This window comes from Streptomyces sp. NPDC051578, from assembly GCF_044454045.1.
Classification (GTDB): domain Bacteria; phylum Actinomycetota; class Actinomycetes; order Streptomycetales; family Streptomycetaceae; genus Streptomyces.
The window spans coordinates 110,430-123,531 of the sequence record NZ_JBITDH010000007.1 but is presented as its reverse complement, the minus strand read 5'-3'; the positions used below and the strand labels follow the sequence as shown (position 1 = coordinate 123,531).

Sequence of the window (13,102 nt, the reverse complement as noted above, 5' to 3'; positions counted from 1 at the left end):
CGTCCGCAGACGGGGAGTTCTACCAGGCAGCGGAAAGGCAAGGCCGTGACATCCGCGGTCACGACCGAATCGTCCGCCCGCCCCGGCTACGGACAGCTCCTGCGCACTCCGGGCGCCCTCGGCTTCCTGCTCCCGGGCTTCGCCGCCCGCCTGCCGTTCGGCATGCTGACCATCAGCATCCTGCTGCTCGTCCAGCACACCACCGGCTCCTACGCCGACGCCGGCATCGTCTCCGCCGTCACCGGCATCTCCATGGCGCTGTGCGCCCCCCTGATGGGCAACCTGACCGACAAGCACGGCCAGAGCGCCGTCCTGCTGCCGGTCGTGCTCGTCCACGCCGCCGCCGTGAGCGCCCTGGTGGCACTCGCGCTGCTCGGCGCCCCCGTCCTCGCCCTCGCGGCCGCCGCGATCCCGGCCGGCGCCTCGGTGCCGCAGGTCGGCCCGATGGTCCGGGCCCGCTGGGCCGCCAAGCTGGAGGGCTCGCCGCTGCTGCCGACCGCCGCCGCGTTCGAGTCCGTCACCGACGAGTTCACCTTCGTCGTCGGCCCGGTCCTCGCGACCGCGCTGTGCACCGGCCTGCACCCCTCGGCCGGCCTCATCACCGAAGCCACGCTCTCGCTGCTCGGCGGCCTGCTCTTCGCCGCCCAGCGCGCGACCCAGCCCAAGGGGCACGCCCAGGCCGCCACCGGCGGCAAGCGGGCCTCGGCCCTGTCCTTCCCGGGCCTGCGCGTCCTGATCGTCGCCTTCCTCGGGATCGGCGCCGTCTTCGGCGGCATGCAGGTCTCGATGGCCGCGTTCTCCAGCGAGATGGGCAACCCGGGTGCGAACGGCCTGCTGTACGGCGTCTTCGCGGCGGGCAACATGCTCGCCGGAATCGCCTGCGGCGCCATCGCCTGGAAGATCGGCCCGCGCCGCCGGCTGCTGTTCGGCTACATCGGGCTGACCGCCGCCGCGTCGCTGCTGTGGACCGCCGACTCGATGCTGGTGCTGGCCGCCATCGGCCTGCTCGTCGGTCTGTGCATCGCCCCGGCCCTGATCACCGGCTACACGATGATCGAGGCGCTGATCCCGGCGAACGCCCGCACCGAGGCCTTCACCTGGCTGACCGGTGCGGTCGCCTTCGGGCAGGCCGTCGCCGTGATCGTGGCCGGCCGTCTGACGGACGCGCACGGGTCCTCGTACGGGTTCCTCGTGCCGGCGGCCGCCACGGCGCTGGCACTGGTCACGCTGCTGTCCCTGCGGGCGCGGCTCGCGCCGAAGGCGGGCGGCCGGATCGTCAGCTCTTCGCAGACCCCGCAGGCCCGGGATAACCGGGACCGGCAGCGGGACCTCAGCACCGTCTGAGGGTGGTGTCGGTCACCGCGCGGCCGAGATCGGTGGACTGTTCCGCCGGAATACGTCACCATGGAGCGTCGTTAGCACTCATTGAGTGAGAGTGCCAGGAGGAAATTCGTGCCGACCTACCAGTACCAGTGCACCGAGTGCGGTGAGGGCCTTGAGGCCGTGCAGAAGTTCACCGATGACGCACTGACCGTGTGCCCGAACTGCGACGGACGCCTGAAGAAGGTGTTCTCTGCGGTCGGCATCGTCTTCAAGGGCTCCGGTTTCTACCGGAACGACAGCCGTGGTGCGTCGTCGAGCAGCACGCCCGCTTCGAAGCCGGCTTCGTCCACGACGTCGACCGCCGCCGCCCCGGCCGCCGCGTCGTCGTCCTCGTCCTCGTCGACCACGAGCAGCAGCTCCACCTCGGCCGCCTGAGCCGTCCGTTTTTCCGCAAGGCCCCGCCGCCCTCACCTGGGCGGCGGGGCCTTGCGCGTGCCCGGCCGAGGCGCCCGCCGGGGCAGGACGGGAGAGCCCTTAGGGTGACCGTATGGCGAACGCAGAGATCGGTGTCATCGGCGGCTCGGGGTTCTACTCCTTCCTGGAGGACGTCTCCGAAATACAGGTGGAGACCCCGTACGGGCCCCCCAGCGACTCCCTGTACCTGGGCGAGCTGGCCGGCCGGTCGGTGGCGTTCCTGCCGCGGCACGGGCGCAGCCACACCGTCCCTCCGCACAAGATCAACTACCGGGCCAACCTGTGGGCGCTGCGCTCGGTCGGCGTGCGCCAGGTGCTGGGGCCGTGCGCGGTCGGGGGCCTGCGGGCCGAGTACGGGCCGGGCACGCTGCTGGTGCCGGACCAGCTGGTGGACCGTACGAAGTCCCGCGCGCAGACCTTCTTCGACGGGGAGCCGCTGCCGGACGGATCGGTACCCAACGTCGTGCACACCACCTTCGCCGACCCGTACTGCCCGATCGGCCGGGCGGCGGCGATGGGCGCGGCGCGCGGGCGGGGCTGGGAGCCGGTGGACGGCGGCACGATGGTCGTGGTGGAGGGCCCCCGGTTCTCGACGCGCGCGGAGTCGCTCTTCCACGCGGCCATGGGGTGGTCGGTGGTCGGCATGACCGGGCACCCGGAGGCGGTCCTCGCACGGGAGCTGGGCCTGTGCTACACGTCGATGGCCCTGGTGACGGACCTGGACGCGGGCGCCGAGACGGGCGAGGGCGTCTCCCACACGGAGGTGCTGCGGGTGTTCGGCGAGAACGTCGGGCGGCTGCGCGAGGTCCTGTTCGACGCGGTGGCGGCCCTGCCGCCGACGGAGTCCCGGGATTGCCTCTGCACGCACGCGCACGACGGCTGGGACCTGGGCATCGAGCTGCCGTAGCGCACCGCGTTCACCCCGGGGGGTGACGCAGTTGTCCACAACCTGGGGACCGTCCACAGGCGTGAGCGGGATCGGGCGTCGGGGCGGATCGTGAGGGGGGTCCGGACGCCGGGTCCGGACACCGAACTCACAGCCAGGTGGTGTCCAGCATGTCCGCGTTCCCTTACCCCCAGCTCTCCTCTTCCTCCCAGCTCTCCTCTTCCTCCCAGCTCTCCTCTTCCTCCCAGCTCTCCTCTCTCCCCTGCTCTTCTCCTGCGGGCTCCGGCGCGCGCGCCGTACCGCTCTTCCCGCCGCTGCGGGTGGGGCGCGGCGGGGACCGGCTCGGGCGCGCCCTGCGACGCCGGCGGCGGGCCGGGGCGGCCGGGCTGGCCGTGGCCGCGGCCGCGCTGGCGGTCGGCGGGACGCAGGCGCGGGCCTCCCGCGGGGCCGGGCCGCCGCAGGCACCACCACCGCCCGCGGCGGTGCGGATGGTGTCGGCCCCCGTGCGCATCGCGGACGCGGCGACGGTACGGCTGCTGCGGCCCGGGGACCGGGTGGACGTGGTGGCGGCGGAGCGCGCGGGGCCGCCCCGGGTGGTGGCGGCCGCGGCTCGGGTCGCGCGTGTGCCGGAGCCGGAGAAGACGCCGGGCGACGGCGGGGCCCTGGTGGTCCTGTCCGTGCCCCGGGAGACCGCGCGGGCCCTGGTCGGCGCCGGCAGTGTGGCACGGCTGGCGGTGACGTTGTGCTGAATCGGACAGGTGACCCGTCACACCGTCTTGGGGCGGGCTTCGATTGGACAGGCGGGGCCCCGGCTGCCGTAGTTTGCGCAACCGTTGGCTCCGTGTTCCGTAGACGGTTCCGCGAATGGTTCCGCAGATGCGAGATGAGGCTCAGTCGTGAGCAAGAAGAACGAGAGCGTCCTGGCGGGCTTCAAGGCCTTCCTGATGCGCGGCAACGTCGTCGACCTGGCGGTGGCCGTGGTCATCGGCGCCGCGTTCACCAACATCGTGAACTCCGTGGTGAAGGGGATCATCAGTCCGCTGGTGGGCGCCTTCGGCACGAAGAACCTGGACGTCTACTCGTCCTGCCTCAAGGCCCCGTGCGGCGTCGACGCGAAGGGGGACCCCACCGGGGTGAACATCATGTGGGGTTCGGTGCTGAACGCCACGCTGACCTTCCTGATCACCGCGGCGGTCGTCTACTTCCTGATGGTGCTGCCGATGGCGAAGTACCTGGCCAGGATGGAGGAGCGGCGCAAGGCCCGGGAAGGCGTGCAGGAGACCATGGAGATCACCGAGCTGGAGGTCCTCAAGGAGATCCGCGACAACCTGGTCGCCCAGCGGACGGGCTCCGGCCCGGCCGGCGTCCAGGGCGCCCAGGGACCGGGCTACGGCCAGGCACCGGGCTACGGCCAGGGGCGCGACGGCTCCATCTGAGCCCCGGCGCTCAGACGTGGTGCGGGGGCTTCTCGTCGAGGAAGCGGGCCAGGTCGGCCGCGCTGCCGCCGGCGGGGGGCCGCTCGCCCCAGCCGCGGTCCGTGTCGTCCGAGGACTGCTGGTCCAGGGGGTCACCGAAGTCGAGCTTGGGCTTCGGCTTCGGCTTCGGCTTCGCCGCCGCGGTGGGGGCTGCGGCCCCGGGCCCGGTCGTGGGGGAGCCCGACGGGTCAGCGGGGTCCTGGCGGTCGGAGGCGGGGGCGCTGCTCATGCCCCCAGGGTACGGCCGCTCCCGCCCGAGCCACCGGCCGGCCGCCGGCCCCCGCCCCCTTGGCGGCGTGGAACCACCGGCGCGCACCGTCAGACGCGGCGGGCCGGCGCGCGGTACCCCGTTTCGCCGAGGGTCCGCGCGCCTCGGGTGCCGGCCGGCCCACGGCTGCTGTCCTGGGCGCCATGATCTACGTACCTATGACCGCCCGGCGCCCGGACGAGGCGCACCGGACCGCGACGCCGCTGGAGCTGTTCTTCGACCTCTGCTTCGTCGTCGCGGTCGCCCAGGCCGGGGCGCGGCTGGTCCACGCACTGGCCGAGGGGCACATCGGCGCCGGTATCACCGGCTACCTCTTCGTCTTCTTCGGGGTGTTCTGGGCCTGGCTCAACTTCTCCTGGTTCGCCTCCGCCTACGACTGCGACGACATCCCGTACCGGGTGGCGACCCTCGTGCAGATCGCCGGCGTGCTGATCTACGCGGCCGGGGTGCCCCGCGCCTTCGACAGCCAGGACTGGACCGTGGCGGTCCTCGGCTACGTGGTGATGCGCATCGCGCTGACGGCGCAGTGGTTGCGGGCCGCCGCGGGCGAGAGCGGCCCGGCCCGGCGCTCGGCGCTGGTCTACGCCGCCGGCCTGGTGGTGTGCCAGGCGGGTTGGATCGCCCTGCTCGCGGCTCCCGCGGGTGCGCGGCGCTGGCTGTTCCTCGTGCTGGTGGCGGCCGAACTCTCCGTCCCGGTGATCGCCGAGCGGCGTCACCAGACGACCTGGCACCCACACCACATCGTGGAGCGGTACGGCCTGTTCACACTGATCGTCCTCGGCGAGACGGTTTCGGCGAGCACCGTCGCCGTGCAGTCCGCCCTCGACGAGCAGGAGGCGCTGGGCGTGCTGCTGCCGATCGCGGCCGGCGGCCTGCTGATCGTCTTCGCCGCCTGGTGGATCTACTTCGCGGTCCCCGCGCACGAGCGGCTGTCCGACAACCGGCAGGCGATCCCGTGGGGTTACGGGCACTACGTGATCCTCGGTGCGGCGGCCGCCGTCGGAGCCGGGATGGAGGTGGCGGTCGAGCAGGCGGTGGGCAAGGCCCACATCTCACAGCTGGCGGCGAACCTGACGGTCACGGTACCCACCGCCCTGTACCTGGCGGCCGTCTGGTTCCTGCACGCCCGCCACTTCAAGCGCACGAGGGCCCAGCAGCTGCTGCTGCCGCTCTCCGCGCTGGCGATCCTGGCCTGCTCCTGGAGCGGGGAGTACGCGGTGCTGTGGTCCGGCCTGGTCATGGCGGCCTCGGTGGCGGTGGGCGTGACCTTGGCCGAGCGGACGCGTTCTGGTGCGTGAGTACAGACGGTCGGGGGCGGCACGGCGACTGCGCCGACGACGAGGAAGAAGGTGCGGGCCATGACAGTCCCGGCACAGCGGTACGCGGACCGGCCCGGGCAGGAGCTGGCCGATCCGTCCTTCTGGCAACTGCCCCCCGAGGACCGCCTGGCCGCCTTCGCCCGGCTGCGGGCGCTCGACGCCCCGGTGTTCGTGCCCGAGGGCCGGGGCCGCGGCCACTGGGCGCTCGTGCGGCACGCGGACGTGCAGGAGGCGAGCCGGCTGCCGAAGGTGTTCGCGAGCGCGCCCGGGGTCACCACCCCGGAACCGGCCCGCTGGGTGCGGGCGCTGTTCGGGGACTCCATGGTCAATCTGGACGGGCCGGACCACGCGCAGTTGCGGAAGATCGTGCAGCGCGCCTTCACGCCCCGGCTGCTGGCCGCCGCCGAGGCCGACATCCACGCGGTGGCCGCGCGGATCGTGGACGACGTACTGGCGCACCGGCCCGACGAGTTCGTCTCGGCGGTGGCTTCCCGGCTGCCCCTGGAGGTCATCTGCAACATGATGGGCATCCCGGAGCACTATCGGCCGGAGATCGCCGACCGGGTCAACCACGCCTCCGAGAACATCGGGGTCGAGCGCGGCCTGGCGGCGCGGCTGCGGATGCCCGGGCGGGGCCTGCGGGCGCTGGCCCGGATGCAGCGGATGGTCGCGGGCATCGGGCGGGAGCGGCGCAGGAACCCGCAGGACGACCTGATCTCCGCGCTGGTCTGCGCGAACGTGGACGGCCAGGCGCTCGGGGCGCGGCAGCTGGGCGCGTTCTTCTCGCTGCTGATGGTGGCCGGGGTGGAGACCACCCGCAACGCCATCACCCACGGCCTGACCCTGCTCACCGACTTCCCGGGCCAACGGGAGCTGCTGCTCGGCGATTTCGAGACGTACGCCGACGGGGCAGTGGACGAGATGATCCGCCACTCGACGCCGATCATCCAGTTCCGCCGGACGGTGAACGCCGAACACCGGCTGGGCGGCCACCTGTTCCGGCCGGGGGACAAGGTGGTGCTGTACTACGCCTCGGCCAACCGTGACGAGGCGGTGTTCCCCGACCCGGACGCCTTCGACATCACCCGCTCGCCCAACCCGCACCTGGGGTTCGGTGGCGGCGGCCCGCACTTCTGCCTGGGTGCGCATCTGGCCCGGGTGGAGATGAAGGCGCTGTTCCGGGAACTGCTGACCCGGCCGGTGGGGCTGCGCGCGGCGGGCCTGCCCGATCTGGCGGGCTCCAGCTTCGACAACCGGGTCCGCTCGCTCCGGTTCGCCTTCGACCAGCCCTGACCAGGGCCGGTTCGCGAGCGGTCGGCGGGTACCGGCCGCCGGGCGGGCTGGGGGCCCGGCGGCCGGAGAAGGGGGCGCCGGGCTACCGGCGCAGGCTCTGCACCGTGATGACGCAGTGGGCGCTGCCGGTCAGCACGGCCTCGTTGCCCGCGAACGCCTGGAGCACCTCGGGGCTCACCGGCCGGCCCGGGACGGCCTCGGGCCAGGCGGTGGTGGCGAAGAGGAAGTACGCCTGCCCGCTCTCGGTCGCCGCCGTCACCCACTCGTCGGGGGCGGTGCAGGTGGCGTTGAGGCCGGGCAGGGTGAGCGCGACCTGGTTGCCCGCCAGCACGATCTGCACCGCGAAGGTGGAGGGGTTGCGGGTGCCGTCCATGACCACGTCGCCGATGGGCAGCCCGATCTCCTCCAGCAGCCCGCGGGCGGCCGCCTCACCGGCCTCCTTGCCCTTCGGGCCGTCGCCGAGGGTGTAGGCGAGGAGGTAGGGGATGTCGTGGCCTTCGGAAGGGTCGCCGATCCAGGCGAGCACCGAGAGGGTGCCGAGTTCGGACCGGTCGATTTCGGCTTGGGTTGAAGTCATGCGCCGCACCTTAGTGCTCTCTCCTACGGCCCTTTCACGGCCTTTCACCCGCGCGGGCTACGGCACCGCTAGACCGCCCAGAATCCCCCGCCGGAATTCGCCTGGATGTTCGCGTCCTGGTACTGGAGCCGTACGACGCGCACCTTTTCCGGAATTTCGAACACCACCCACCCTTCGGCCCGTTCCCCGACCGCGAGGGAATCGAAGACGAGCGGTTTGCCCGTCGTCAGCTCACCGGTGGGCACCACCGCGTGCCGGCCGCCGGCGCTGTCGTACGCCCACATGCGCCCGAGCGCCCCGTACGAAGCGCCGCCCACGTTGACGAACGACATCGAGGCGGCCACCCAGCGCGTCCCGGCGGCCGGCGCGAAGTTCTTGTCGACGCTGACGGCCGGGTCCACGTACGCGTTCAGCACCACCTGGAGGTGACGGCCCACCTGCCGCCCCCGCACCCGTACGGACTCACCCACATGAGCGTCCTTCGAGGCTCCGGCCGGGCCCTGCGCGCCGGATCCGACCGGATCCTCCCCGGCGCCGGGCGCACCGTCGTCCACCGGGACGCCGGGCGCCGCCGCGGGGGCCGAGACGTCCCCGGCGGGCGCGCTCTGGCAGGCGGTGGCACCGAACAGCAGACAGGGCAGGAGGGCGGCGACGGCGAGGGCGGAAGCGGAGTGGCTGCGCATACGGGATCCCTTCGGGGATCTTCGGGGATGTATTCCGGCCAGTTTCACGCGGCCGGGCGGGAAATTGCACACACCGACACGAGCCGGCGAAGCACATCGGCGCCCGACTGCCAGCACAATGCGTTCCGGCGGAATTCCGCCACCCACATCCACCTGGAGGAATGATGGCCCTGACCGGCCCCCGAATGGCCCTGCCCCTGTTCTCCGCACTGGCCGCCGCAGCGGTATTCGCCACCCCCGCCACCGCCACCTCTTACGAAAATTCGATTTCCGTACGGCCGTACGCCCACATCACACCGGAGGGCACGATCACCCTTTCCGGGACGTACGTCTGCAACGACCCGTCACCCGCGGGGGCGGTCCAGCTGATGACCGTGGTCGTCCAGGACTCCGTCCGCCTCGGCGGCAACGCGGACGAGGAGCCCGTCTGCGACGGCGCGGTGCACGAGTGGGACAGCCACGCCAGGCTCGCCTGGACCCCCGGCCTGCACGCCGGCGAGGCGGCCGTCGAGGCGCGGCTCCAGCGGGTCAACCGGGCCGGCGGCATCATGCCGAAGTCGGTCGACACCCTGGCGGAGGACGTCCACGGCGCCGAGGTGGTCGACCACCGGTGACCGGGACCGCGAGCCCGGCAGGCATAGCGCCGGCCCCTCCGGTAGCCGCCGCTACCGGGCGGGACGGCCGCGGCCGGGTCTCCCGCGAGAACCCGCGCGCAGCGGCGGGTGGCGGGCCGTCAGCGGCAGTGGGGTGCGACGCCGGTCATCGACATGAACGCGACCGTCTGGCAGCCCGGGTCCGCGTGCGGGCGGCCCGTCGTCCAGTCCACGACGGCCGGGACGCCGGCCAGCAGCAGGAGCAGGGCGAGGATCCCGGTGGCGGCCCGCCCGTTCAGGCGGCGCACGTCAGGGTCCCCGCGTCACACGTCGGTTCCATGGCCGCATCATCACCCCGCACCACGGACCGCACAACCCGTGACATTCCGGTCACGTTACGCCGCGGGGCGCGCCCGTCGCCTCGAACTCGCACCAGACGGCCTTCCCCTCGCCCCGGGACTCCACCCCCCAGTGCGAGGCCAGCGCGTCCACCAGCAGCAGCCCGCGCCCGGTGGTCGCCGACTCCCCCGGGGTTCGCCGCCGCGGCCACACGCTGGAGCGGTCCTTGACCCACAGCCGGATCCGCCGGACCGGCTCGGGCAGCACCTCCATCGTCAGCACCGCCCCGCCGTCGGTGTGCAGCAGGGCGTTGACCAGCAGCTCCCCCGCCGCCAGCTCCACGTCGTCGGCGAGCTCCGGCATGCCCCAGTCGCGCAGCGCCTGCCGCAGGGCGTAGCGGGCCTCCGAGAGGCCTTCCGGGTCGGCCTGGTGGATGTACTGGTGGATCCGGGGGGCGCGGTGCGTGCCCGGGTCGGGGGCCCGGCGCAGCACCAGCAGGGCCACGTCGTCCCCGGAGCCCCAGCGCTCCCAGAGCCGGTCCGAGAGGTGGTCGGCGAGGGCCCCGGCGTCCTCGGGACCGCTGCGCACCGCGTGGGCGAGCGCCTCCATGCCCTGCGTGATGGCGGTCCCGGGTTCCTCCACGAGCCCGTCGGTGCACAGCACGAGCGTCTCGCCGGGCACCAGGTCCAGGCGGGTCTCGGGGAACTCCTCCTGCTCGAACACCGAAGCCAGCCCGAGCGGCAGGCCGCCGCGCACGTTGGGCCAGCCGGTTCGGCCGTCGGTGTGCCGGATCAGTGGCCCTAGGTGGCCCGCGCGGACCGCCCGTACGCCTCCCGTCTCCAGGTCCACCTGCGCGTACATGCAGGTCGCGAAGCGTTCGGTGTCCAGTTCGGCGAGGAAGCGGGAGGCCCTGGCGAGGACGGTGGACGGGGGGTGCCCCTCGCCGGCGTAGGCCCGCAGCGCGATCCGCAGCTGGCCCATGATGGCCGCCGCGTGCGTGTCGTGGCCCTGCACGTCGCCCACGACGATGCCGACCCGGTCGCGCGGCAGCGCGATCACGTCGTACCAGTCACCGCCGACCTCGCGCCCGCTCCAGGCCGAGTGGTAGCGCACGGCGATCTCCCCGCCGCTGATCTCGGGGATGCGGCGCGGCAGCATGGCGGCCTGGAGGCCGGTGGCGAACTCCCGCTCCTGGTCGAAGAGCAGGGCCCGCTGGAGCGACTGGGCGACGATGCCGGCCAGGCCCAGGCACAGGTTGCGTTCCTCGGGGCTGAACTCGCTGCGCCGCCGGTAGAACAGCACCAGCCCGCCGATCGCCTTGGCCTGCGCGATCAGCGGGAGGTAGGCGGCCGCGTCGTACGGGATCCGGGCGAGGTAGTCGGCGAGCAGCGGGAACTCGGCCGCGAGCCTGGTGAGCGAGGTGACGAAGCGCGCCTGCCGGGTGACCACGGCGTGCGAGAGCGGCAGCGAACCGTCCAGCCGGGTGAACTGCCGCTCGCTGAGGATCTCCAGGCTCTCCCCGCTCAGCGCGATGATCTTGATGGCGTCGTTCTCGACCAGCCCCAGCGCCAGCCCGTCCGCGCCGAGCCGCTCCAGTGCGCCCGCGCCGGTCAGGCTGGCCGTCACATCGTCGACGGTGACCGCCCGCGACAGGGCCTCCGTGGTGCGCTGCACGATGGTCGCCTGGTGGGCGCGGGCCGTCTCCAGTTTCCGCAGGGCGGTCAGCTGGGCGAGTTCGGCCGTCGCGTCCCGGACGATCCCGATGATCCGCACGGGCCTGCCGCGCGAGTCGCGCAGCACCCGGCCCTGCGTGTGCGTCCACTGGTCGCGGCCGTCGCGCCGGCGCACCGTGAAGTACGCGCCGTACGTATCCTCCCCGCCGTCCAGGGCGCCCTGCACGGTGTCCGCGAGGCGCGCGCTGTCATCGGCCGGGATCCGCAGCCCGAGGCCCTCCGGGGTGTCGTGGAACTCCGCCCGCTCCAGGTCGAAGACGGTCAGGCCGGCGTCGTCCAGCACCAGCACCCCGGTGCCCAGGTTCCAGTCGAAGCTGCCCATGCCGTTCAGGGCGAGCCGTTCCCCGGGCCCGGTCAGGGGCTCCCGTGATTCCGGGCCGTCCGGCCCGGGTCCGTCGGATCGCTCCGCCGCTGCCAAGAGACTCACACCACCTAACGGCCTGGCCAGCACTGCTGGGAGATGAGCCGCTCCCACTCCTCGTCAGGATGCCCCGGAAGGGTCCGCCCGGCCTCTCGCCAGCGCGAGAGGAGGGCGAGGTAGATCGTGTGCTGCTCGCCGGACGCATAACCGGAACCGAACCCGGAACCGAACCCGGGACCGGAACCGCGGCCGGGACCGGGGCCGGGACCTGCGGCGGGCCCGGCCGGGTGTTGCTCCCCGCGGCTCGCCGGAATGCGTACCCAGCCACGGCCGCCGCCCTGTGCTCGCTCCGCGCCCATCACGACCCCTTCTCCGCGCACCGACGTCGCTCACCGCAGATACGTCTTGGGATACCCCGCGGGCGCCCGGTCGACCCTGGTCCCGCCGGGGGAGCCCGGCAGTGCGCCCCGGCCTCCGAGGCGCCCCAGGACTCCCTTGACCAGTCTCCCCGCCGTGAAGCCGGCGCCGTGCACGAATCGCATGGAAGGGCCGAACGAGGGAGCGGTCAGCAGCCCCGCGAAGAACAGACCGGGCCACGAGGACTCGAAACGCGGCCCCAGCTGGGGCGTGCCGCCGTCGCCCACCGTCGCCAGCGCGGCCCGCAGCCCCGCGTCCAGCAGCTCCAGCCGGCGCAGCTCCGGGGCGAACCCGGTCGCCGCGATGACGTGCGCGACGTCCAGGACGACGGACTCCCCGGCCGCCGTCGTCAGCCCCAGCCGGGTCCGCTCGCCGACGGCGACCGCCCGGTGCAGGCGGTGCCCGAGCAGCACGGGCACACGCTGCTCGAAGCGGTCCCTCAGCCACCACGCCCCGGCGGGCCCCAGCGCGGTGGCTGCGATCCGCTCCCGGGTGGTCGCGGGCAGCCTCCGTACCGCCCAGGGCAGCTCCGACCACACCCAGCTGCGCCAGCCGGTGCCCAGACCGCTGTGCGGGTCGCGCAGGGCGCGGGTCAGGGGCCGCTCCAGCGGCTGCGGGACGGTGTTCCAGTGCAGTCGCGGACGCCGCGCCACCAGGCACGGCCGGGCCCCCGCCTCGGCGAGCAGCGCGGCGGTCTCCAGGGCGGCCTGCCCGGCGCCGAGGACGGCGACCTCGTGGCCGGCGAACCGTGTGAGGTCGCGGTGGCCGCTGCTGTGCGAGTAGTGGCCGGGCGGCAGGTCGCGCAGCGCCCGGGGGAAGTTCACGAACGGCATGACCCCGACGGCGAGGGCGACCGTACGGGTGAGCAGCGGCGGCCCCTCCGCCGTCCTGACCACGAACCCGTCGCCGCGCGGGGCCACCTCGGTGACGGTCACCTCCTCCACCTCGGGACCGCCGGCGTGCCGGGCGAACCAGAGCCCGTACGCGCTGAACGTGCGGATCGGCAGCGGGCTGCCGTGCTCGGCGGCCAGCCCCCGGGTGGCGCAGTAGTCGGCGAGGGTGTGCCGCCCCGCGGGCGCGGACAGGTTGGAGGACCAGGGCTCCGACTTGAGGTACATCCCCGCGGGCATGTGGTCCCGCCAGGACGCCATGGGCCGTCCCAGGACCCGTACCCCGAGCCCGGCGGCCGCCGCGTGCGCGGCGATCGACAGCCCGTACGGTCCCGCGCCGACCACCACGAGATCGTCCATCCGCGTCATCGCTGTCCTTCCAGTCCCTGGATGCCCGGCCGCCCCCTCGTGCGTGCGGCCCTCGCCCCGGCCGCGGCAGGCCCCCGCGCGGCCCGGCGGGCGGCGCGGGAG

14 protein-coding genes are annotated in these 13,102 nt (G+C 73.6%); 8 read left to right on the top strand and 6 right to left on the bottom strand.

Features of this window, described 5'->3' with window-relative positions; genetic code table 11:
- The first annotated feature begins 45 nt into the window (after window positions 1-45).
- From ACIA6C_RS25820 to mscL, 5 genes are all read left to right on the top strand, one after another.
- Window positions 46-1,344 (top strand): MFS transporter, encoded by a 1,299-nt coding sequence (locus tag ACIA6C_RS25820; RefSeq protein WP_399279287.1) that lies wholly within the window; start codon window positions 46-48, stop codon window positions 1,342-1,344.
- A 108-nt stretch (window positions 1,345-1,452) separates the two neighbouring features.
- Complete coding sequence (locus tag ACIA6C_RS25815; protein WP_399279285.1) at window positions 1,453-1,758, top strand: FmdB family zinc ribbon protein; 306 nt, start codon at window positions 1,453-1,455, stop codon at window positions 1,756-1,758.
- Between the two features lie 112 nt (window positions 1,759-1,870).
- Window positions 1,871-2,704, top strand: a complete 834-nt coding sequence (locus tag ACIA6C_RS25810) for an S-methyl-5'-thioadenosine phosphorylase (protein WP_361137213.1) — start codon at window positions 1,871-1,873, stop codon at window positions 2,702-2,704.
- A 149-nt stretch (window positions 2,705-2,853) separates the two neighbouring features.
- Complete coding sequence (locus ACIA6C_RS25805) at window positions 2,854-3,432, top strand: hypothetical protein (RefSeq protein WP_399279283.1); 579 nt, start codon at window positions 2,854-2,856, stop codon at window positions 3,430-3,432.
- Window positions 3,433-3,579: 147 nt separating this feature from the next.
- Window positions 3,580-4,119 (top strand): large conductance mechanosensitive channel protein MscL, encoded by a 540-nt coding sequence (mscL, locus tag ACIA6C_RS25800; protein WP_361137215.1) that lies wholly within the window; start codon window positions 3,580-3,582, stop codon window positions 4,117-4,119.
- Between the two features lie 10 nt (window positions 4,120-4,129).
- Here the strand turns inward: mscL and ACIA6C_RS25795 are convergent, their stop codons facing one another.
- On the bottom strand, window positions 4,130-4,387 hold the full coding sequence (locus ACIA6C_RS25795; RefSeq protein WP_399279281.1) for a hypothetical protein: 258 nt from the start codon (window positions 4,385-4,387) through the stop codon (window positions 4,130-4,132).
- Between the two features lie 182 nt (window positions 4,388-4,569).
- On the opposite strand from ACIA6C_RS25795, the gene ACIA6C_RS25790 reads away from it, so the two are divergent.
- A complete protein-coding gene (locus tag ACIA6C_RS25790; RefSeq protein ID WP_399279279.1) occupies window positions 4,570-5,724 on the top strand; it encodes a low temperature requirement protein A in 1,155 nt (384 codons plus the stop codon).
- A gap of 60 nt (window positions 5,725-5,784) precedes the next feature.
- Complete coding sequence (locus ACIA6C_RS25785) at window positions 5,785-7,038, top strand: cytochrome P450 (protein ID WP_399279277.1); 1,254 nt, start codon at window positions 5,785-5,787, stop codon at window positions 7,036-7,038.
- Between the two features lie 82 nt (window positions 7,039-7,120).
- On the opposite strand, the gene ACIA6C_RS25780 is transcribed toward ACIA6C_RS25785, so the two are convergent.
- Complete coding sequence (locus ACIA6C_RS25780; RefSeq protein ID WP_399279275.1) at window positions 7,121-7,615, bottom strand: DUF5949 family protein; 495 nt, start codon at window positions 7,613-7,615, stop codon at window positions 7,121-7,123.
- Window positions 7,616-7,683: 68 nt separating this feature from the next.
- Window positions 7,684-8,298: a hypothetical protein gene (locus tag ACIA6C_RS25775; RefSeq protein ID WP_361137220.1), complete on the bottom strand. Its 615-nt coding sequence runs from the start codon at window positions 8,296-8,298 to the stop codon at window positions 7,684-7,686.
- 161 nt (window positions 8,299-8,459) lie between these two features.
- Between ACIA6C_RS25775 and ACIA6C_RS25770 the strand changes: the two genes are divergently transcribed.
- Window positions 8,460-8,912, top strand: coding sequence for a DUF6299 family protein (locus ACIA6C_RS25770; protein WP_399279273.1), 453 nt, complete (start codon window positions 8,460-8,462; stop codon window positions 8,910-8,912).
- A 119-nt stretch (window positions 8,913-9,031) separates the two neighbouring features.
- Here ACIA6C_RS25770 and ACIA6C_RS25765 read toward each other — a convergent pair whose 3' ends face one another.
- From ACIA6C_RS25765 to ACIA6C_RS25755, 3 genes are all read right to left on the bottom strand, one after another.
- Window positions 9,032-9,199: a hypothetical protein gene (locus ACIA6C_RS25765; RefSeq protein WP_361137222.1), complete on the bottom strand. Its 168-nt coding sequence runs from the start codon at window positions 9,197-9,199 to the stop codon at window positions 9,032-9,034.
- Window positions 9,200-9,281: 82 nt separating this feature from the next.
- Entirely contained in the window at window positions 9,282-11,390 is a 2,109-nt protein-coding gene (locus tag ACIA6C_RS25760; protein WP_399279271.1) for a SpoIIE family protein phosphatase, read from the bottom strand.
- 323 nt (window positions 11,391-11,713) lie between these two features.
- On the bottom strand, window positions 11,714-12,991 hold the full coding sequence (locus ACIA6C_RS25755) for an NAD(P)-binding domain-containing protein (protein WP_399279268.1): 1,278 nt from the start codon (window positions 12,989-12,991) through the stop codon (window positions 11,714-11,716).
- Between the last annotated feature and the right edge of the window lie 111 nt (window positions 12,992-13,102).

Coding starts and splice junctions, on each gene's coding strand:
- ACIA6C_RS25810 (WP_361137213.1), top strand. CDS start 1,871: ATGGCGAACGCAGAGATCGGTGTCATCGGCGGCTCGGGGTTCTACTCC.
- ACIA6C_RS25805 (WP_399279283.1), top strand. CDS start 2,854: ATGTCCGCGTTCCCTTACCCCCAGCTCTCCTCTTCCTCCCAGCTCTCC.
- ACIA6C_RS25795 (WP_399279281.1), bottom strand. CDS start 4,387: ATGAGCAGCGCCCCCGCCTCCGACCGCCAGGACCCCGCTGACCCGTCG.
- ACIA6C_RS25790 (WP_399279279.1), top strand. CDS start 4,570: ATGATCTACGTACCTATGACCGCCCGGCGCCCGGACGAGGCGCACCGG.
- ACIA6C_RS25785 (WP_399279277.1), top strand. CDS start 5,785: ATGACAGTCCCGGCACAGCGGTACGCGGACCGGCCCGGGCAGGAGCTG.
- ACIA6C_RS25780 (WP_399279275.1), bottom strand. CDS start 7,615: ATGACTTCAACCCAAGCCGAAATCGACCGGTCCGAACTCGGCACCCTC.
- ACIA6C_RS25775 (WP_361137220.1), bottom strand. CDS start 8,298: ATGCGCAGCCACTCCGCTTCCGCCCTCGCCGTCGCCGCCCTCCTGCCC.
- ACIA6C_RS25770 (WP_399279273.1), top strand. CDS start 8,460: ATGATGGCCCTGACCGGCCCCCGAATGGCCCTGCCCCTGTTCTCCGCA.
- ACIA6C_RS25755 (WP_399279268.1), bottom strand. CDS start 12,991: ATGGACGATCTCGTGGTGGTCGGCGCGGGACCGTACGGGCTGTCGATC.